At 64.6% G+C, this 19,604-nt stretch carries 16 protein-coding genes; 6 read left to right on the top strand and 10 right to left on the bottom strand.

What is annotated here, in order from left to right:
- Window positions 1-11 precede the first annotated feature (11 nt).
- Complete coding sequence (locus tag NMB41_RS02820) at window positions 12-1,328, bottom strand: PQQ-dependent sugar dehydrogenase (protein ID WP_494380969.1); 1,317 nt, start codon at window positions 1,326-1,328, stop codon at window positions 12-14.
- Window positions 1,329-1,534: 206 nt separating this feature from the next.
- Between NMB41_RS02820 and NMB41_RS02815 the strand changes: the two genes are divergently transcribed.
- Window positions 1,535-2,860: an aspartate aminotransferase family protein gene (locus NMB41_RS02815; protein WP_494380968.1), complete on the top strand. Its 1,326-nt coding sequence runs from the start codon at window positions 1,535-1,537 to the stop codon at window positions 2,858-2,860.
- A 36-nt stretch (window positions 2,861-2,896) separates the two neighbouring features.
- Complete coding sequence (locus tag NMB41_RS02810) at window positions 2,897-3,634, top strand: TauD/TfdA family dioxygenase (RefSeq protein ID WP_494380967.1); 738 nt, start codon at window positions 2,897-2,899, stop codon at window positions 3,632-3,634.
- A gap of 56 nt (window positions 3,635-3,690) precedes the next feature.
- On the opposite strand, the gene NMB41_RS02805 is transcribed toward NMB41_RS02810, so the two are convergent.
- The 3 genes from NMB41_RS02805 to NMB41_RS02795 are packed head-to-tail and all read right to left on the bottom strand — an operon-like array spanning window position 3,691 to window position 7,236.
- Window positions 3,691-4,539 carry a fumarylacetoacetate hydrolase family protein gene (locus NMB41_RS02805; RefSeq protein ID WP_494380966.1) on the bottom strand — a complete coding sequence of 283 codons (849 nt, stop codon included), beginning with the start codon at window positions 4,537-4,539 and terminating at the stop codon, window positions 3,691-3,693.
- Window positions 4,508-5,803 (bottom strand): MFS transporter, encoded by a 1,296-nt coding sequence (locus tag NMB41_RS02800; RefSeq protein WP_494380965.1) that lies wholly within the window; start codon window positions 5,801-5,803, stop codon window positions 4,508-4,510. The genes NMB41_RS02805 and NMB41_RS02800 overlap by 32 nt, the downstream gene beginning before the upstream one ends.
- A gap of 23 nt (window positions 5,804-5,826) precedes the next feature.
- Complete coding sequence (locus tag NMB41_RS02795) at window positions 5,827-7,236, bottom strand: KamA family radical SAM protein (RefSeq protein ID WP_494380964.1); 1,410 nt, start codon at window positions 7,234-7,236, stop codon at window positions 5,827-5,829.
- 300 nt (window positions 7,237-7,536) lie between these two features.
- On the opposite strand from NMB41_RS02795, the gene NMB41_RS02790 reads away from it, so the two are divergent.
- Together NMB41_RS02790 and NMB41_RS02785 are read left to right on the top strand one after the other, a co-directional pair.
- Window positions 7,537-7,992 (top strand): cache domain-containing protein, encoded by a 456-nt coding sequence (locus tag NMB41_RS02790; RefSeq protein ID WP_494380963.1) that lies wholly within the window; start codon window positions 7,537-7,539, stop codon window positions 7,990-7,992.
- Window positions 7,993-8,049: 57 nt separating this feature from the next.
- Window positions 8,050-9,747, top strand: a complete 1,698-nt coding sequence (locus tag NMB41_RS02785) for a methyl-accepting chemotaxis protein (RefSeq protein ID WP_494380962.1) — start codon at window positions 8,050-8,052, stop codon at window positions 9,745-9,747.
- On the opposite strand, the gene NMB41_RS02780 is transcribed toward NMB41_RS02785, so the two are convergent.
- Window positions 9,728-10,297, bottom strand: a complete 570-nt coding sequence (locus tag NMB41_RS02780; RefSeq protein WP_494380961.1) for a DNA-3-methyladenine glycosylase — start codon at window positions 10,295-10,297, stop codon at window positions 9,728-9,730. The two genes, NMB41_RS02785 and NMB41_RS02780, sit on opposite strands and share 20 nt — an antisense overlap.
- 145 nt (window positions 10,298-10,442) lie before the next feature.
- Here NMB41_RS02780 and NMB41_RS02775 point away from each other — a divergent pair, with 145 nt between their 5' ends.
- Together NMB41_RS02775 and NMB41_RS02770 are read left to right on the top strand one after the other, a co-directional pair.
- Entirely contained in the window at window positions 10,443-11,372 is a 930-nt protein-coding gene (locus NMB41_RS02775; protein WP_494380960.1) for an HDOD domain-containing protein, read from the top strand.
- A 67-nt stretch (window positions 11,373-11,439) separates the two neighbouring features.
- Window positions 11,440-12,609, top strand: coding sequence for a tetratricopeptide repeat protein (locus tag NMB41_RS02770; protein ID WP_494380959.1), 1,170 nt, complete (start codon window positions 11,440-11,442; stop codon window positions 12,607-12,609).
- 147 nt (window positions 12,610-12,756) lie between these two features.
- On the opposite strand, the gene infA is transcribed toward NMB41_RS02770, so the two are convergent.
- The 5 genes from infA to NMB41_RS02745 all read right to left on the bottom strand — a co-directional run bounded on the left by infA (window position 12,757) and on the right by NMB41_RS02745 (window position 19,601).
- The gene (gene infA, locus NMB41_RS02765) at window positions 12,757-13,026 is read right to left on the bottom strand and encodes a translation initiation factor IF-1 (protein WP_494380958.1); all 270 of its coding nucleotides are present in this window, start codon (window positions 13,024-13,026) and stop codon (window positions 12,757-12,759) included.
- 512 nt (window positions 13,027-13,538) lie between these two features.
- Complete coding sequence (locus NMB41_RS02760; RefSeq protein ID WP_494380957.1) at window positions 13,539-14,249, bottom strand: hypothetical protein; 711 nt, start codon at window positions 14,247-14,249, stop codon at window positions 13,539-13,541.
- A gap of 116 nt (window positions 14,250-14,365) precedes the next feature.
- Window positions 14,366-14,869 carry a DNA-deoxyinosine glycosylase gene (locus tag NMB41_RS02755; RefSeq protein WP_494380956.1) on the bottom strand — a complete coding sequence of 168 codons (504 nt, stop codon included), beginning with the start codon at window positions 14,867-14,869 and terminating at the stop codon, window positions 14,366-14,368.
- Between the two features lie 74 nt (window positions 14,870-14,943).
- The gene (locus NMB41_RS02750) at window positions 14,944-16,425 is read right to left on the bottom strand and encodes an efflux transporter outer membrane subunit (RefSeq protein WP_494380955.1); all 1,482 of its coding nucleotides are present in this window, start codon (window positions 16,423-16,425) and stop codon (window positions 14,944-14,946) included.
- Entirely contained in the window at window positions 16,422-19,601 is a 3,180-nt protein-coding gene (locus NMB41_RS02745) for an efflux RND transporter permease subunit (protein ID WP_494380954.1), read from the bottom strand. The genes NMB41_RS02750 and NMB41_RS02745 overlap by 4 nt, the downstream gene beginning before the upstream one ends.
- Window positions 19,602-19,604 lie beyond the last annotated feature (3 nt).

Below are 19,604 nucleotides of genomic sequence, written 5' to 3'. Positions count from 1 at the left end.
ACCGAGACCTTTTATCTCGCCGCCGGCCGCACGCGCCAGATCACGTTGCCCACGTCGTCCGCCACCAGCAAGGCACCGGCCTTGTCGATCGCCACGCCCACCGGACGCCCCAGCGCGTCGCCGTTCTTGTCGACGAAACCAGTCAAGACCTCGACCGGCTTGCCGTTCGGCTTGCCGCCGGCGAAGGGCACGTACACGACGTTGTAGCCCGACAGCGGCTTGCGGTTCCAGGAGCCGTGCTGGCCGATGAAGGCGCCGTTGGTGAACAGCGGGCCCAGTTTCGCACCGTCGGAGAAGCTCAAGCCGAGCGCGGCGACGTGGGCTCCCAGGGCGTAGTCCGGCGCGATGGCTTTCGCCACCATGTCCGGACGCGGCGGTTTCACACGCTCGTCGACGTGCTGGCCGTAGTAGCTGTACGGCCAGCCATAGAAACCGCCGTCCTTCACGGACGTCAGGTAGTCGGGCACCAGGTCGCTGCCGATTTCGTCGCGCTCGTTCACGACTGTCCACAGCACGCCGGTCTGCGGTTCCCAGGCCATGCCGTTCGGGTTGCGCAGGCCGGAAGCGAACAGGCGCGTGGCGCCGGTCTTGACGTCCACCTCGAGGATGGCGGCGCGGTTGATCTCACTTTCCATGCCGTTTTCGCCGACGTTGCTGTTCGAGCCGACGGTGGCGTACAGCTTGCTGCCGTCCTTGCTGGCGATGATGTTCTTGGTCCAGTGGTGATTCAGCCCGGCCGGCAGCGGCGCGACCTTTTGCGCGGCCTCGGCGATGTCGGTGGCGCCCGTCTTGTACGGGAAGCGCACGATGCCGTCGGCATTGGCCACATACAAAGTCTCGCCTACCAGCGCCATGCCGAAGGGAGAGCTCAGGTTTTTCAGGAATACGGTGCGCACCTCGGCCACGCCATCGCCGTCGGCATCGCGCAGCAGCGTGATGCGGTCGGCGCTCGGCACGGCGGCGCCCGCCCTTTCCATCACCTTCTTCATGACCCAGGCCTTGATGCCCTTCTGCTCGGTCTCGGGATTGTGCGGCTTGTTCGATTCGGCCACCAGCACGTCGCCATTGGGCAGCACGTGCAGCCAGCGCGGGTGGTCGAGGCCAGTTGCCAGGGCGCTTACTTCCAGGCCCTGGGCCGCGCTTGGTTTGCCGCCATTCCAGCCCTTGGCCGGCGCGATGTCGACCGTCGGGATCAGGCTTTTCTTCGGCTCCGGCAGCATTGGCGCTGGACCGACGCCGGCGCCGACCGGCAGGCTCGATTTGTCGCCGCAAGCGGCCAGCGTGAGCAGGACGGCGGCCGCAAGAATGGGGGACGAACGTAGGCGCATGGGGTTTCTCCTGGAAGGGAACGCGGGGAAGCAGGCTGAGCGATTGTAGCGAAAAGGGCAATGCCGCTTCGCGCGATTGGGCTTGGCCGGGATGTTGCGAAAGTGTCCCACCGGAAAAATATCCAACTAGTTTCCAGCAAACATCAAAAGAGGCCGAAGCGACCACGTTTATTGTTGACCGTCAACTTTCAACAGACGGGAGCACCATGAGCCACATTATTCACCGCAGCTTGCGCCAGACCCCGCCGGTAGTCGTGTCGGCCCAGGGTATCCATTTTACTGACAGCCAAGGCAACATCTATATCGACGCCTGCGGCGGCGCGGCCGTCTCCGCCCTCGGCCATGCCCATCCGGACGTGATCGAGGCGATGCACCGCCAGATCGACCAGTGCGCCTACGCGCACACGGGCTTCTTCACCACCGAGGCAGCCGAGGAGCTTGCCGAAAGGCTGGTCGCCGGTGCGCCGGCGGGGATGACTGGCGTCTACTTCGTCTCGGGCGGATCCGAAGCGATGGAGACCGCGCTGAAACTGGCGCGCCAGTATTTTTACGAAGGCGGCGAGCCGCAGCGCTCGCTCTTCCTCTCGCGCCGCCAGAGCTATCACGGCAATACCCTCGGCGCACTGGCCGTGTCCGGCAGCGCCTGGCGCAGTAAACCGTTTACACCGATCCTGATGGACGTGCCGCGCGTCTCGCCCTGCAACGAATACCGCGGCCGCGGCGAGCACCAGTCGGTCGACGACTATACCGCCATGCTGCTCGACGAACTCGAGACCGCGATCATGAAGGCCGGGCCGCAGAACGTGATCGGCTTCATCGCCGAGCCGGTGGTTGGCGCCAGCGCCGGCGCGGTCCCGCCGACCCCAGGCTATTTCAAGGGCGTGCGCGCGATCTGCGACCGCCACGGCGTGCTCTTCATCGCCGACGAAATCGCCTGCGGCATGGGCCGCACCGGCACCATGTATGCGATCGAACAGGAAGGCGTGGCGCCGGACATCATCACGGTCGCCAAGGGCCTGGGCGCCGGCTACCAGCCGATCGGCGCCGTGCTGGCGCAAGGCGCGATCGTGGACCGGCTGCGCCAGGGCAGCGGCGCCTTCCAGCACGGGCACACCTATATCGGCCATCCGGTGGCGGCGGCGGCGGCACTGGCGGTGCAGAAGGTGATCGAGCGCGACCAGCTGCTGGCGAAGGTACAAAAGCGCGGCGCGACGCTGCGCCGCATGCTGGGCAGCGTGTTCGGCAAGCACCCGCACGTGGGCGACATCCGCGGCCGTGGCCTGTTCATGGCGCTCGAACTGGTGCAGGACCGCGCCACCAAAGTCCCCTTCGCGCCCGAAAAGAAGCTGCATGCGGCGGTCAAGGCCGAGGCCTTCAAGCGGGGACTGATGGTATTCCCGATGGGCGGCACCGTCGACGGCCTGCATGGCGACCATGTGCTGCTGGCCCCGCCCTTCATTACCAGCGAGGCGCAGCTGGGCGAGATCGTGATGCGCCTGGAGGAGGCGGTCAACGCCGCCCTGCAGCCTTGAGCTTCATCCCCACACCTGTCGAAAAGGATTGAAAAAATGAGCGAATCGAATGTGATGGAAGCGAGCGCCGGCATCGCCCGCTGCAAGTCCGAATTGATGGAACGCGGCTGGACGATCCTGCCGCGCGACCTCCTGCGCGACGGCCCGCGTCCGGCGCTGGCGCATTTCGGCCGCATCGTGCCGCAGTTTAATGGCGAAGAAACCTATGAAGTCACGCTCAAACCGGGCTTCGAGAAGCTGCCGTTTTCGCAAAGTAAAAACAGCATCGGCCCGCATACCGAAGCGCCCGTGTACGACCCGCCGCCCAAATACCTGGCCCTGCACTGCCACCGCCAGGCGCAATGCGGCGGCGGCCAGACCCTGCTGGCCGACGGTTTTGCATTCTACGAATCGCTCAGCCCGGAAATGAAGGCATGGGTGAACGACAACGACGTCACCTTCCTTGCCAGCGCCATGCCCGGCATGAGCCGGCGCCAGTTCCACACGCGGCTGATCGAAGAAAAGGATGGGGCGCGGCTGTTCCGCTTCAGTTACAACCAGTTCCGCTTCGGCGACGTCAATCCGTCCGAAGGCGACTTCGCCTCGCCCGGGCAGTATGCACCGACGCCGCTGGGCAAAATAGCCGAGGCAGGAGAAAAATTCTTCTATGAGCACATGATCCAGGTGCTGATCCCGGAAGGCTGCATGCTGGTCTGGGACAACCAGCGCCTGATGCACGCCCGCAGCAAATACACCGACCCGGTGCGCCACCTGACGCGCTACTGGCTGAGCTGACCCGTTTTACCCGCGCGCTGGCCAGTACACACCGGCCAGCGCAGGGTTTTACTTGTTTACTTCGGATACGCCAGCACTTCTTGCTGCTGCTCGCCGAGTCCCTCGATCCCCAGACGCACCTGGTCGCCCTTTTTGAGGAAGCGTTGCGGCGTGCGTCCCATGCCCACGCCCGGCGGCGTGCCGGTGCAGATGATGTCGCCCGGTTCCAGCGTCATGAAACGCGACAGGTAGCTGACGATCTGCGCCACCGAAAACACCATGCTCGACGTATTCCCGGTCTGCATGCGCTTGCCGTTCACTTCCAGGTACAGGTTCAGGTCCTGCACGTCGTAGATTTCGTCGCGCGTGACCAGGAAGGGGCCGACCGGCCCGAAGGTGTCGCAGCCCTTGCCCTTGTCCCATTGCGAGCCCAGTTCGAACTGGTAGGCGCGTTCCGTGACGTCGTTGACGACGCAGTAGCCGGCCACGTAATTGAGCGCCTCTGCTTCGTCGACGTACTGCGCGCGGGTGCCGATCACGACGCCGAGTTCGACTTCCCAATCGGTCTTCTTCGAGCCTTTCGGCAGCTGGATCGGGTCGTCGGGACCGGACAGGCAGGAGATCGCTTTCGTGAACATGACCGGCTCTGCCGGGATCTGCGCGCCGATTTCGGCAGCGTGGTCCGCATAGTTCATGCCGATGCCGATGAATTTACCCGTGCCTTTGACCGGCACCCCGAGGCGCGGCGTGCCGCGCACCAGCGGCAGGGTTTTCTCGTCGATCTTCGCGATCTTGCGCAGGGCACGGTCGGACAGGACGGCTGCGTCGATGTCTCCGATCACGCCGGAGAGATCGCGCAGTCGTCCTTCTTCGTCGATCAGTCCCGGCTTTTCCTTACCGGGGCGACCGTAGCGTACCAATTTCATAGTCTTCCTTCGGGCTCAATATGGCAATCTCGCATTGTAGCGGACGCCGCCGAAGGAAGTAGCCGAGCAGCCCGGGCAGCTGCAGCAGCACCAGCACGCCAAAGGCCACCTGATAAGCTTGGGCCGGGTAGTGGTTCGCCGCGTCCGGCGTCCACAATCCGACCAGCTGGCCAAAGCCCGCCTGCACCAGGAAGGCGCCGACGAAGATCACCAGGTTCAGGCAGGTGGCGGCGCGCCCGGTCAGCTCCTTGGGCATGCTCTGCGAGACGATCGCGAACTCGATGCCCGTGATCGTGCCGACCAGCGGGAACACGACCGAGAGCAGCTGCATGCTCGGCTTCCAGTTGCACACGATCCCCATCTGGATCAGCACGAAGAGCGCTACCCCGATCGCCGCCACGTCGAGCGGTGCGATGCCGCGCCGCCCCGCCCACTCGGTGATCATGCCGACCGCAATCGCCCCGAAGATCACCGAGGCCATGCCCATGTAGAGCAGGTAGGCCACGGCCGGCTCGGGAAAGCGCGCCACGTCCGACAGCCAGCGGCCGATCCACAGGCCCTGGATGCCGAAGAACACCATATGGGACACCACCACCAGCGAGGTGACCTTGCGAAAGGCCGGGTTGCGGTAGACGTCGAGGATCGACTTGACCGTCGGCGCCTTGCCGCCGCTCGGGGGGGTAGCTGGGCTGAGCAGGCGAATGAGCAGGCCGCAGCAGGCGATCAGGCCTGCAATCGCCACGAACAGGCCGCGCCAGTCCATGTACTCCAGCACTTTTGTGACCGGCATCGTCGACGAAGCAGCGCCCAGGCCGCCGACCGCGATCATGTAGCCCTGCACCGACGGCAGGCGCTTCGGGTCGACCCAGGTCGATACCGCCTTGACCGCCGACATGAAGCAGCCGCCCAGGCCCACCCCGATCAGCGTGCGCGCCAGCAGCAGCTGGCCGAAGTTCTGGCCGTACGCGAACATCAGCGCCCCCAGCGCGCCGCAGGTCATCAGGACCAGCTGGACCTTGCGCGGGCCGTAGCGGTCGAGCGCCATTCCGACCGGCAGCTGCACCAGCGCGGCGGCGAAGAAGAAGGCGCTGGTCAGCAGCCCGAGCTGGCCGGGCGTGAGCGCCAGCGTCGCGATCAGGTCGGGCGCCAGCACCGCGTTCACGTTGCGCACCAGCGAAGACAGATAGTGGCCCAGCGCGAACGGCAGGAACACGCAGAAGAAAACCGCCACGCTGGACAAGCGTGGCGAGCTTTGGTTACCCATGGCGGGTCCGGATCCGCGTTGGCTCAAGCGGCGCTGGGCTGGCTGTCGCTGGCGCGGCGGTCGTGCTGGTTGCTTTGCACGATAGGGATCACCCGTCCGCCCGGCGTGGCGTGGCCGGCGTTCCCCGCTTCTTCTTCGAAGAAGAACTTCTTGCGCCCGAACGCCGGTTTCAGGTGGTCGAGCCAGGTGGCGTCCGCATCGTATTTGGCGAAGAAGGGCTTGCGCACCCATTCCGGATTACGCGCCTGCAGGAACTGCAGCGCGAACAGCTTTTCGCCATTGATGGTGACCACGCCGTCGATCACGACCTTGCCCGGGAAAGCGCTCATCGACGGCCCGCGCACGGTGCGCGACAGGCCCGAGACCATCGAATAGGCCTGCTGGAAGATCTCGTGGGCGCGCGCCAGCGGCAGCGCGAAGTAGTCGCTCGGGCCGGTGTCGCGCTCGACGAACATGTAATACGGGATCGCGCCCAGGCGCACGCCCGTGGTCCACAGTTCGGCCCAGCTTTTCGGGTCTTCGTTGATGTGGCGGATCAGCGGGCCCTGCATGCGCAGCGTGGCGCCGGTGCCGACGATGCGTTTCACCGCCTGCTGGGCAATCGGCTGGCGCAGTTCCACCGCATGGTTGTAGTGGCCCATGATGGCCAGGTTCTTGCCGGCTTTGACCACGCGTTCGAACAGGCGCATCAGGTCGTCCGAATCCTTGTCGGAGACGAAGCGCTGCGGCCAGTAGGCGACCGACTTGGTGCCGATGCGGATGTTCTGGATGTGCGCCAGTTCCGGCGCCAGCAGGGGCTCCAGGAATTCGGTCAGCGAGCGCGTATTCATGATCATCGGGTCGCCGCCGGTGAGCAGGACGTCGGTCACGTCCGGATGCGTGGCCAGGTAGGACACCAGCTCCGAGCACTCCTTCGCATTGAACTTCATGTCGTCCATGCCGACGAACTGCGGCCAGCGGAAGCAGAAGGTGCAGTAGGCATGGCAGGTCTGGCCGGCGCTCGGGAAGAACAGCACGGTTTCCTTGTACTTGTGCTGCAGGCCGTGCAGGGGCGCGTCGTTTACGCGCGGGACGTTGTGGGTCATCTGGCCGGCCGGGTGCGGGTTCATGCGCATGCGGATCTGGTGCACCAGTTTGGCCAGGGCGGCGTCGTCCTTCTTGTGCAGCACCAGGTCGCGCAGCTGCTCGTATTCGCGCGCCGGCAGCATGTCGCGGTGTGGGAAGGTCAGGCGGAAGATCGGGTCGTCGGGAATGCGGTCCCAGTCGATCAGCTGGTCGAGCACATATTCGTTGACGCGAAACGGCAGCACGTGCGAGACGACCTGGGTCGCTTCCTGCAACTCGGGGCTCATCCATTGCCATTGGCGGGCAAGCGCAATGGTCTGTCGCGTGTAGGGCTTGAACTTGGCAGGCGTTGTTTCGGTGGTGGTCACGTCATGCTCCTGAAAAGGAAAGATGTGGTGGGGGACGACGGGCGAATTCTTGAGTAAGAAATTGCCGACGGGAGCTCATCTTAGGAGGCAGCCGTCTTGCGTGAGTTGCACACAATCAACGAAATAATCACAAACTTTCTTTCAAGCACAATTTGTTTGCTGCGAGACATGTGGTGCGCCGTCTGCACCCGCGGTAGGCGCTTGCGTCAGCGCAAATTGCCTAAAGGAAGTGCAGCGTACATTTCCCAATGCACCTAGGAAAGTTTTACCCCCTGTCTGTCTACCGAAAGGAATGTTCCCATGAAGCTGCTCGCCACTGCCACCGCCCTGTGCCTCGGACTTGCCTGCTCCGGTGCACTGGCCAATGAACCGACCGAAAAGGATGCGATCGCGATGACCGAACGCGGCGCGGCCCTCGTCAAGTCCAAGGGCAAGAATGAAATGATGAAGCGCATCACTGCCAAGGACCCGGAATTCGTCCAGGGCGAGCTGTATGTCGGCATGCGTGACATCAAATCCGGCGTGATGCTGGCGCATCCGCACAATCCGTCGATCGTCGGCAAGGACCTGACCGACGTGCCCGACGCCAACGGCAAGAAATACCGCCGGGCGATCATCGAACTGGCGTCCGCCAAGGGCAAGGGCTGGGTCGACTATATGTACAAGAACCCGACCACCGGCAAGATCGAACCGAAGACGACCTATGTGATGAAGGTCGACGACGTGGTGCTGGAAGCGGGCATCTATAAAAAGTAGGCGTCGACCGACCTGGGGGCGGCTTCGGCCGCCCTCATCATTTGTACGGAGAAAAGCATGCTGAAAAAACTACGGATTGGCCCGAAGCTGCTGCTGGCGCCGGGATTGGTGCTGGTGCTGCTGACGCTGCTCTCCGGCGGCGCCTATTACGGCATGGTGCGCCAGCATGCCTCGCTCGAAAACATGGTGCAGGTGCGCGCGGCACGCCTGCAGGACACGGCCGACGTCGCCGGCGACGCCAAATATGCGCATGCGAATATCTACCAGCTGCTGGCCTGGATCAGCGGCAGCTTCGCCAAGAACCGGCTCGATGACCTGGTCAAGGACATCAACAGGAAGCACACCGACATCAAGACCCGCCTCGCCGCCCTGGCCAAGGTGGCCGATCCGGCCGAGCGCAAGCTGATCGACGCTTCCAGCACGGCCTTGAGCGCCTACCGCAAGGCGGTGCTCGAGACGATCGAGATGGCGCAGGTCGACCAGTCGATCGCCACCAATTCGATGCAGAAGGCGGAGAAGGACTTCGGCATCCTCAATGCCCAGCTGGCCCAGCTGGCGGCGCTGGAAACGCGCCTGAGCGAAGAAGCCTATGCCGCCGCCGGCGCCGAGTTCCGCATGCTGGGCGTGACGATGGCGGTACTGGTGCTGTTGTCGATCGCGCTCTCGCTGGCGGTCACGATGCTGGTGCGGCGCGCCATGCTGCAGGACATCCGCGCCATCTCCGACGTGGTATCCGAACTGGCCGAGGGCCGGCTGGCCAGCGCCACCGGCAGCACCGGCCGCGACGAGATCGCCGACACCTCGCGCGCGCTGGACCACACGATCGGCACGCTGAACACGACCCTGCACGCCATCCTCACGTCGGTGCGTTCGATCGACACCGCGTCGAAAGAAATCGCGACCGGCAACCTCGACCTGTCGACCCGTACCGAAATGCAGGCCGGCTCGCTCGAGCAGACCGCCAGCGCCATGGAGACGCTGACGGTGGCGGTCAAGGACAACGCCAACAATGCGCGCCTGGCCACCGACCTGGCGGCGGAAGCTGCGCGCCTGGCCAGCCACGGCGGCCAGGCAGTCGACCGCGCGGTGACGACGATGGAATCGATCCGCGCCAGTTCGCGCAAGATCGTCGAGATCATCGGCGTCATCGACGGCATCTCGTTCCAGACGAATATCCTGGCGCTGAACGCCGCGGTGGAAGCGGCGCGCGCCGGCGAACAGGGGCGCGGCTTCGCGGTGGTCGCCTCCGAGGTGCGCACCCTGGCGCAGCGCTCGGCGGCGGCGGCGAAAGAGATCAAGGCGCTCATTGCCGACTCGGTCTCGATCATCGACGGCGGCGCGGTCTCGGTCAACGAAGCGGGCAGCAGCATGGGCCATATCGTCGCCTCGGTGCGCCAGGTGAAGGACATCATCGAGCGCATCAGCGTCGCCAGCACCGAGCAGGCCGAGGGCATCTCGGAAGTGAACCGCGCGGTCGGGCAGATGGACGACATGACCCAGCAGAACGCGGCCCTGGTCGAACAAGCGGCGGCGGCGGCCGAAAGCCTGCACGAGCAGACGGTGAACCTGGCGCGTGCGGTGTCGGTGTTCCAGATCGAGGGCATCGAACCGCTGGCCGCGGCCGGCGAAACGGACGAGTTTCAGGATCCGGCCGAGCGCCGTGCTCCCGGCAGCCCGATGCGCGGCGCGCCGCCGGCCTTGCCGGACGCCGGCGCCAAGGCCAGGTCTGGCCGGATCAGCGGAACGGGCGGCTGAAGAAGCGCGAGCCGGCCAGGCCGAAGCGCCAGGGCACGTCCATCGCCTTCGAGATGCCGATGCGCGGGCCTGCGATAATCGGCAGGCCCGGCGGCGCGGCTTCGAGCCGGAACGGCGGCTGCGCCAGCGGCCTGCCGTTGAAGGCACGCGTCACGTCCAGCGCCTGGCACAGTTTGCCCGGACCGGAACACAGCGCCGTGAGGTCCTCGGCGTCGCGGCGCTCGCGCATCACGTCCAGCCCGGCCAGCGGCTCGATCGCGCGGATCAGGACCCCGGCGCCATGCCCCTCTTCGCGGCACACGAAGTTCAGGCACCAGTGGATGCCGTAGGAGCGATAGACGTAGGCGTGCGCGGGCGGCCCGAACATGGCGGCATTGCGCTCGGTCGGACCGGAAAAGGCGTGCGAGGCCGGATCTTCGCGGTCGTAGGCTTCGGTTTCGACGATGCGCCCGCCAACGCCGTCGATCAATACCACCACCCCGATCAACTGGCGCGCGACCAGCTCGGCCGGTGCATAAAAGTCAATTCCTGCAAGATGTGCTGGATTCATGCTAACAATTTTAGGCGTTCCGACAACACCGTTCTGTCCGTTTTGCCACACAAGGACCCGCTGAACGCACCTGTTGCTGCACGGAAACGCAGCATCGTTTATAGTGGCGTTCTTCGCTGTTATTTCCTATAAGCACCCTTCCTCCATGAGTACTGTTGCCGCAAAAGCAATGCCATCGCGCGCCAGCGCCTCCGCGCGCCCCCCGGCGCGCGCTGTCACTGCGCCGGCGCCCGCTGCCGGGCCCACGGATGCGGTCGACGAGCTGATCAGGTCGATCCGCATCCCGCCGCGCCCGAGCCTGCTGGCCGACCTGCAGGCGGAGCTGGCGTCCAGCGATCCCTCGCCCGAGCGCATCGGACGCATCGTCGCGCGCGATGTCGGCATGGCCGGCGCGCTCCTGAAACTGGCGAATTCCTCGCTGTTCGGCGGGCGCCGTGCCAAGTCGATCGAGCAGGCCATCCTGTTCCTGGGCATCAACCAGGTGGCGGCGCTGATGACCGGCCTGCTGGCGCGCCAGGCGATTCCCGTCGAGAGTGCGGCCCTGGCCAATTTCTGGGACGTCTCGACCAAGCGCTCGCATGCGATGGTCTTCCTGTCGCGCCGCCTGCGCATCGGCGCGCCCGACATCGCCCATACCTTCGGCCTGTTCTGCGACACCGGCATGCCGCTGCTGGTGAAGCGCTTCCCCGACTACGAAACCACCTTCCTGGACGCCGGCGCCGAGCCGGAACGTTCGTTTACGGCACTCGAAGACGAGCGCCACAGCACCAACCATGCGGCCATCGGCACCCTGCTGGCGCGTAACTGGGGCCTGTCGAGCGACGTCTCGTGGGCGATCCTGCATCACCACGACTACGCGGTGCTGGAAGACGAGAACACCGCCGACGCGGTGCGTTCGCTGGTCGCCCTGTCGCTGCTGGCCGAGCGCGCCATCCGCCGCTACCAGGGCCACGCCGGCTCGCCCGAATGGGACAAGGGCGGCGAGCGCGCCATCGCCTATCTTTCGCTCGACGAGATGGAAGCGGCCGAACTGCTCGACGAACTCGAAGAAGCGCTGCACGACGACCACTCGTAACGCCAGTCTTTGACAGGCCGCCCCGGCAGGACGATACTGAAGTACGGCTATCTGTTCGGGAGGCATGATGAAGACCTGGATCCTGTCGCTGCTCGTCTTTTTAACTGGCTGCACCCATGTCGCCCGGGAGCCGGTTTCCACCGGCCAGGTTGCGGCCCTCCTCAACGATGCCGCGTTTGCACCGCCCGCGCAACGCATCGATACCGGCCAGCTGTTCGCGCTCAGCCCCGAGATGCGGCGCCACCTCAGCAGCACGCCATTTCGCAAGCGCTTGCGCGAGGAGGGCCAGGCATATGGCCTCGTGCAAGCGCTGTACGACCGCCGCGAATTGCGGCTCGACTACGACGCCACCTATACCGGCACCGCCGCCGAAACCTATGCCGCGCGCAGTGGCAACTGCCTGTCGCTCGTCATCATGACCGCCGCCTTTGCGCGCGAACTGGGCATGAGCGTACGCTTCCAGGAAGTGCAGATCGAGGAAACATGGACCCGCGAACGTGCGCTTTACCTCGTCAGCTCGCACGTCAACCTGAACCTGGGACAAGCCGGACCGAGCCGCGATTTCGATTCCTCGGCCACGCTGACGGTCGACTTCGTGCAGCTCCCGCCGAACGCCAGCGAACGCGTGCGCTATCTCGACGAGAACGACATCGTCGCCCGCTACATGAACAACCGTGCCGCGGAAGAAATCGCGCAGGGCCGCCACACCGAGGCCTACTGGTGGGCGCGCGGCGCCCTGCTGAAAAAACCGGGACTGGCTGCGACGCTCAATACCCTGGCCGTGATCTACCAGCGCAGCGGACAGCCGCTGCTGGCCGAGCAGGTCTATCGCGCAGCGCTGGAACGCGACCCGGACAGCCTGATCGTGATGCAGAACCTGGCACCCCTGCTAGCCGCAAACGGCAAGGCTGCCGAAGCCGCGGCGCTCACCCAGCGCATCGCGCGCCTGTATCCGGCGCCGCCCTACCACTACTTCGACCAGGGAATGCAGGCCTACCAGGCCGGCGACTTCAACAAGGCGCGCGCCCTGTTCGGGCGCGAAGTGGCACGCGCACCGCACAACGACGAGTTTCATTTCTGGCTGGGCGTCGCCAGCCTGCAGCTGGGGGAATGGAAGACGGCCGAGAAGCAGCTCGCGCTGGCGCGCGATCACAGCGTGCGGCCGGATACGCGCGAGCGTTATTCGGCCAAGCTGGCGCATCTGCGCGATGTGGCAGACGGAGCGCGGCGTCGTTGAACAGGAGGATAGTGCGAGGGTGAAACACCTGCGGCATGAGCGATGCCGGAGGAATGCGGGCACGGCCGAATGGCCGCGCCGCTGCAGTACTGCCGCTGCCGGTTGCGATGGCGCCATGCGCCCACCGCGGCCTGCAACGAAAACGGCTTAGCGGCGGCGCTGGAAGCCGCCTGGGCGTGCTGCCGGAGCGCCGCGCGTTTCGATGTGACGGAACACGATACGGCCCTTGTTCAGGTCGTAAGGCGACAGTTCCAGCGTGACCTTGTCGCCTGCCAGGATACGGATGTGGTTTTTCTTCATCCGGCCCGAGGTGTAGGCGATCAGCTTGTGGCCGTTATCGAGGTCGACGCGGAAACGCAGTTCCGGCAGCACTTCGGTCACGAGGCCATTCATTTCGATCAGTTCTTCTTTTGCCATGGTGGATTCCTTTGAATTTGATTGAGTGCGAGCCGGCGCATGAACATGGCGCCACGACGATGCTGCCGGTGCACAGCGCCCGCGGGGACTGGACCGGAGAAAAATTAAACGGGCCGCCCTAGCGGCGGAGAGAGATGGCGGCGGCTATATTCCGGGCCTGCAACCGGACGCCGACCTGCGCGGGGAGAAAAAAAAGCCCGCTTGCTGCGGGCTTCGTTTCAATGTATTGCCAATGCTTGTATCGCTGCTCCAGCCGATGCTATCTGCAAGGTGCGGAGCCCTGGACGCCCAAGCTATCTGCAAGGTGCCTCCATCGGTGTAAGTCGACCAACGTATCTCGAATCACAATCCCTCGGCCTGGTCGCTGGCGACATTACACATATCGCGTTGCGGGGCTGTACGGGATGCCGTCAAGGCCTCATGACCTTTTCGACTGAACACAGTGTAGCACGGATCGGCAAAGCGCGTATGGGCTGACACATATAAGCTGCCGTCGTGCAACAGTTACGACACTACTTTCTCGACTGAATACTGAATTCCAGCAAGCCAATCACGCGGTCCATCTTCTGAATCATTGGGAACGTTGCCACCAGCATCACGTAGAACGCAAAGATAAGCGGGCCGAACATGACAGCCCAGGTTGCAACCTCGGAGACCTTAGCCAGGTTGGCAACGAGCACAATCAGCGCCGCCATTGCGGGGAACATGCCAATTCGCTCAACGGGGCCTGCAATCAAATAACCGCGTTTTTCGAAATTCGCCCGTTCATATTTGTAATAGGTCAGCACATACTGAACAGCCGATTTTTCACAGCCGGCAAGTCGCTGAGCGAATTCGATATCCATGTCGGCATACGATTTCACCAACGTAAAAAACGGCCCGAACGGCGATTTTTTTAAATCCCATATGAACAACAAGCCGCCCACGATTACTAACCCAAGCAAGGCCAGACCAAACACCTGAACAATAATCCCCAAGGCCAGCGTGGCGCTCTGAAGCGGCTGCGACTTAGTGTAAAACGCCAGTAAAGCCATCGAAATCATCGTCACAAAACCCAGCATTGCATGCGACATGACCTGCTTGTTGAAGGCGTCGAGGCGTTGCTCGATTCGGGTCTGTGGCAATGGTCTTCGTCGGGCCGTGGTCGCTTCTTGCGCGATTTTTCTCACCTTTTCGATTTCTAATGGGTCCAACATCGGAGGCGTGTAATCTGGTGCGTTCATTGTTTTGCCTTTTCGTCCATATGGTAGGGAATGAGACAGCTGCACTTCCGTATGGTTCGAAATAAACACGAAAGCAGACCTCAACAGCGCTGACTGTGCAAAAAATTGGATCGGCTCTAAGCAAGCAGTTCTCGCCAAACCGACAGCTTCTGTTCGAACGTCATCGCCATGTGCGCCGGCGAACTCGACGGCAGCACGACAGTCCGGTAGCCGGCGCCGGCGAACTGCGGCGCGAATTTACCGGAGGTCTGGCCATTGAAGCCGACCGTTTTCAACATGGGACAGAGCGTGTGCAGGCGCTCGAAATCGTTGGCGGCAGGCTTGCGGATCGCGGAATCGAGGCTGCCTTCGCGCTCGCAGGCGCCGAGTACGTCCCACAGGCCGATGCCGTGCGCACGCAGGCGCGGCAGGCGTTCTATATATGGCAGCGCCGCCAGGTCTTCGCCGACAAGGCTTGAAACCAGGCGCCAGAACTGGTTGCGCGGGTGCGCATAGTACTGGCCGGCCGCGAGCGACTGCGCGCCCGGGAAGCTGCCGAGAATCAGGATGCGGGTGTCAGGATCGAGCACCGGCGCCAGGCCAGTGAGCAGGGTCGCGTCGAGAGGTGCCGGTGTCGTCATGTGAGGATTGTAACCGCCCATAAAAAAACGGCGGACCCGGCCGGATCCGCCGCAAGGGGCACACGTAATACGGTTCAGCGCATCGCCAGCGGCGCTGCTTCCGGCGGCGCCGGCGCGTCCCAGCCGCCACCCAGCGCGCGGATCAGGGCGACCGTCGTCATGGCCTGGTTGCCGCGCAGCTGGACCGCACTGCGTTCGCTGGTTGCCAGGTTGCGCTGGGCGTCGAGCAGGTCGAGATAGCTCGAGCGGCCGGCGTCGTACAGCGTGCGCGCCAGCTGCGCCGAGCGGCGTGCGGAACGCACCGCATCGTCGAGCTGTGCGCCCTGCTCGGCCAGGATGTGCACGCCGGCCAGGTTGTCCTCGACCTCGGCGAAAGCCACCAGCACCCGCTCGCGGTAGGCCGCCACCGATTCCTCCAGGGCCGCCTCGCTGCGCACCACGTTCGCCTTGTTACGGCCGCCATCGACGATCGGCAGCGACAGCAGCGCGCCGAGCACCCAGGAGCGGCTGCTCCAGTTGAACACCTCGGCCATCGTGCCGCCGACGCCTCCCCCAAGCGCGTTGATGTTCAGCGCCGGGAACATGGCCGCGCGCGCCACGCCGATCCGGGCATTGGCCGCCTCCATCGCGCGCTGGGCGGCGGCGATGTCGGGCCGGCGCTCGAGCAGGGTCGAGGGCAAGCCGGCGGGAATCGCGGGCAGCGCGCTGCTTTCCGGCAAGGCGCTGGTGCTGGCCGTGAAGCGTGCGGCCGGGCGGCCCAGCAGGACCGCCAGCGCGTGCTCGGCATTCGTGCGCTGGCGCTGCAGGCCGATCGCCTCGGACCGCGTGGCCGACAATTCCGTCTTCGCGCGGCTGAGGTCAAATTCGCCGATGTCGCCCAGGTCGAAACGGCGCTGGGTCACACGCACGCTTTCCTCGCGCAGGCGCACCGCCGCGTCGACCGTGGCCAGCTCGGCGTCCAGGGCGCGCAGGCGGAACCAGGTCTGGGCCACGTCCGCCTGCAGCGACAGCAGCACCGAGCGGTAGCTCGCCTCGCTGGCGCCCGCATCCTGGCGCGCCGCCTCGATGTTCGATCCCACGCGGCCGAACAGGTCGACCTCGTAGCTGGCGCTCAGGCTGGCGCTGTAGCTGGTCTGCGGCGCGACCGCACTGCCCTGCGGCAGGCCGGCATCGAATGCCGACGGCCGGGCGCGCTGGGCCTGGACGCCGACGCCCACCTGCGGCACGCGGTCCGCTTGCGCAATGCCCGCGATCGCCCTCGCCTGTTTTACGCGCGCCGCGGCCATGGCCAGGCTGGCGTTGTTACGGGTCGCCTCGTCGACCAGTTCCGTCAGGCGCGGGTCCTGGAAGGCCAGCCACCACTGGCCGCGCGGCTGCTGCTCGGCCTGGCGTGCCACGCTCCACTGGGTGCCGTCAGGCGCCGTTTTCACCGTGCCGGCTTCCTTGAAGGCGGCCGGCGTATCGATCGCCGGTTGTTTGAACTCCGGTGCGGCGCAGGCGGTGAGCAGCAGCGCCGCCAGCAAGGGGGCAACGCCCCGTGCAATCATCGTTCTCATTGGTGTACTCCTTCAGCGTGCACCGCAACAGGGGCGACGGCAGGTTTTTCGAAACGCTTGGCAAAGCTGCGCAGCAGGACATAGAACAGGGGCGTCAGGAACAGGCCGAAGAAGGTCACGCCCAGCATGCCGGCGAAGACGGCGACACCCATCGCGTGGCGCATCTCGGCGCCAGCGCCGCTGGAAAACACGAGCGGCACCACACCCATGATGAAGGCGATCGAGGTCATCAGGATCGGACGCAGGCGCAGGCGGCTCGCTTCCAGTGCGGCGTCGACCACGCTGCGGCCCTGGTGTTCGAGTTCGCGGGCAAACTCCACGATCAGGATCGCATTCTTCGAGGCCAGGCCGACCAGCACGAACAGCGCGATCTGGGTGAAGATGTTGTTGTCGCCACCGGTCAGCTTGACGCCGACCAGCGCGCACAGGATCGACATCGGCACGATCAGAATGACAGCCAATGGCAGCGTCCAGCTTTCGTACTGGGCGGCCAGCACCAGGAAGACCAGCAGCACGCACAGCGGGAAGACGAAGACCATGGTGTTCCCGGACAGGATGTCCTGGTAAGTCAGGTCGGTCCATTCATAGGCGATCCCTTTCGGCAGCGTCTCTTTTGCGATCTGCTCGAAAATGGCTTGCGCTTCGCCCGAGGACACGCCCGCCGCCGGGCCGCCGTTCATGTCGGCCGTGACGTAAGCGTTGTAGCGCTGCACGCGGTCCGGGCCATAGGTATCCTTTACCTGCATCAGCGAGGACAGCGGGATCATCTCGCCTTTGGTACTGCGTACTTTCAGCTGGGCGATCTGCTCCGGCTGCGAACGGAACTGGGCGTCCGCCTGCACCCGCACCTGGTAAGTGCGGCCGAACTGGTTGAAATCGTTCACGTAGAGTGAGCCGAGGTTCACTTGCAGGGTCTGGTAAATCGTCTGCAGCGGCACGCCGAGCTGCTTGGCCTTTACGCGGTCGACGTCGGCGAACAGCTGCGGCACGTTGATCTGGTAGCTCGAGAACACGCCAGCCAGGCGCGGCTCGGCCCAGGCCTTGGCCTGCATCGCCTGCGCCGCCTTGTACAGCGCGTCGTAGCCGAGGTTGCCGCGGTCTTCCAGCATCATTTTAAAACCGCCTGTCGTACCGAGGCCGTTCACGGGCGGCGGCGGCAGCACCATCACGAAGGCGTCCTGCACCGCGCCCATGCGCTTGTTGATTTCGGCCGCAATGGCTTCGGCCGACTGCTCCTTGCCTTTGCGTTCGCTGAACGGCTTCAGACCGGTAAACACAATGCCCGCGTTCGGTGCGTTGGTAAAACCGTTGATCGACAGGCCGGGGAAGGCAATCGAGGATTCGACGCCGGGAATCTCTTTTGCAATGGCCGACATGCGGCGGATCACGGCGTCGGTGCGGTCGAGTGAGGCGGCGTCCGGCAGCTGGGCGAAGCCGATCAGGTAGGCTTTGTCCTGCTGCGGCACGAAGCCCGGCGGCACCACCTTGAACATGAACACGGCAGCGACGCCGAGGATCGCATACACGGCGAGCGACAGGGTCTTGCGGCGCAGGACCGTCTGCACGCCGCCTTCGTAGCGGTGCGAGGCACGGCCGAAGAAGCGGTTGAAGGCGGCGAAGAAGCGCCCGAAGACGGTGTCGATGGCGCGCGTGACGCGGTCCTTCGGCGCATCGTGCGCTTTGAGGAGTGCGGCCGACAAGGCGGGAGCCAGCGTGAGCGACGCAAAAGCCGAGATCACGGTGGAAATCGCAATGGTGAGCGCGAACTGGCGATAGAACTGGCCGGTCAGGCCCGAGACAAAGGCGATCGGCACGAACACGGCGCACAGCACCAGGGCGATCGCGATGATCGGCCCGGACACTTCCTTCATCGCCTGGATCGTCGCATCATGCGGGTTCAGGCCGTTGCTGATGTTGCGCTCGACGTTCTCGACCACGACGATGGCGTCGTCGACCACGATGCCGATTGCCAGCACCAGGCCGAACAGCGACAGGGTGTTGATCGAGAAGCCGAACATCAGCATCACGGCGAAGGTGCCGACCACCGATACCGGCACCGCCAGGAGCGGAATGATCGAGGCGCGCCAACTTTGCAGGAACACGATCACGACAATCGCCACCAGCAGAATCGCTTCGAACAGCGTTTTGATGACGGAGTCGATCGACTCGCGCACGAATTGGGTTGGGTCGTACACAATGCTGTATTCGACACCTTCCGGAAACTCTTTGGACAGCTCGGCCATGGTGGCGCGCACGTCCGTCGACAGCTGCAGCGCATTCGCGTTGGGTGCTTCGAAAATGGGGATGGCCACGGCCGACTTGTTGTTCAGGAGCGAGCGCAGGGCGTAGGAGTTCGAGCCCATCTCCAGGCGCGCCACATCCTTCAGCAGCGTGGTCGAACCGTCTTCGCCGGTCTTGACGATGATGGCGCCGAACTCCTCGACGCTCGACAGGCGGCCCTGGGTGTTCACCGTCAACTGGAACTCGGCGCCCTTGGCCGGGCCCTGGCCGATCACGCCGGCCGCGACCTGCACGTTCTGCTCGCGGATCGCATCGACGATGTCGCCCGCGACCAGGCCGCGCGCAGCCACCTTTTGCGGGTCGAGCCAGACGCGCATCGCGTAGTCGCCCGAGCCGAACAGCTGCACTTCGCCCATGCCCTCGATGCGCGCCAGGCGGTCCTTGATGTTCAGGGTCGCGTAGTTGCGCAAGTACAGGTCGTCATAGCGGCCATCGGGGGAATTCAGGTGCACAACCATGGTCAGGTTGGGCGAGCTTTTCACCGTCGTGACGCCGATCTGGCGCACCTCTTCCGGCAGGCGCGGCAAGGCACGCTGGACGCGGTTCTGCACCTGGGTCTCGGCCTGCTCGACATTCGTGCCGATGGCGAAGGTCACGGTCAGCATCAGGGCGCCGTCGGAGGTGTTTTGCGAGGACATGTACAGCATGTTCTCGACGCCGTTGATTTGCTCTTCCAGCGGCGCGGCCACCGTTTCGGCGATGATTTTTGGATTCGCGCCCGGATACTGGGCGCGCACCACGATCGAGGGCGGCACCACGTCCGGGTATTCGGAGATCGGCAGCTGGAAGATGGCGATCAGGCCCGACACGAAGATGAGCACCGACAGCACGATCGCGAAGATCGGCTTGTCGACAAAGAAGCGGGAGAAGTTCATGAT

This window comes from Massilia sp. FBCC-B171 (genome assembly GCF_059134155.1).
This window is presented reverse-complemented; position numbering and strand designations above follow the sequence as displayed.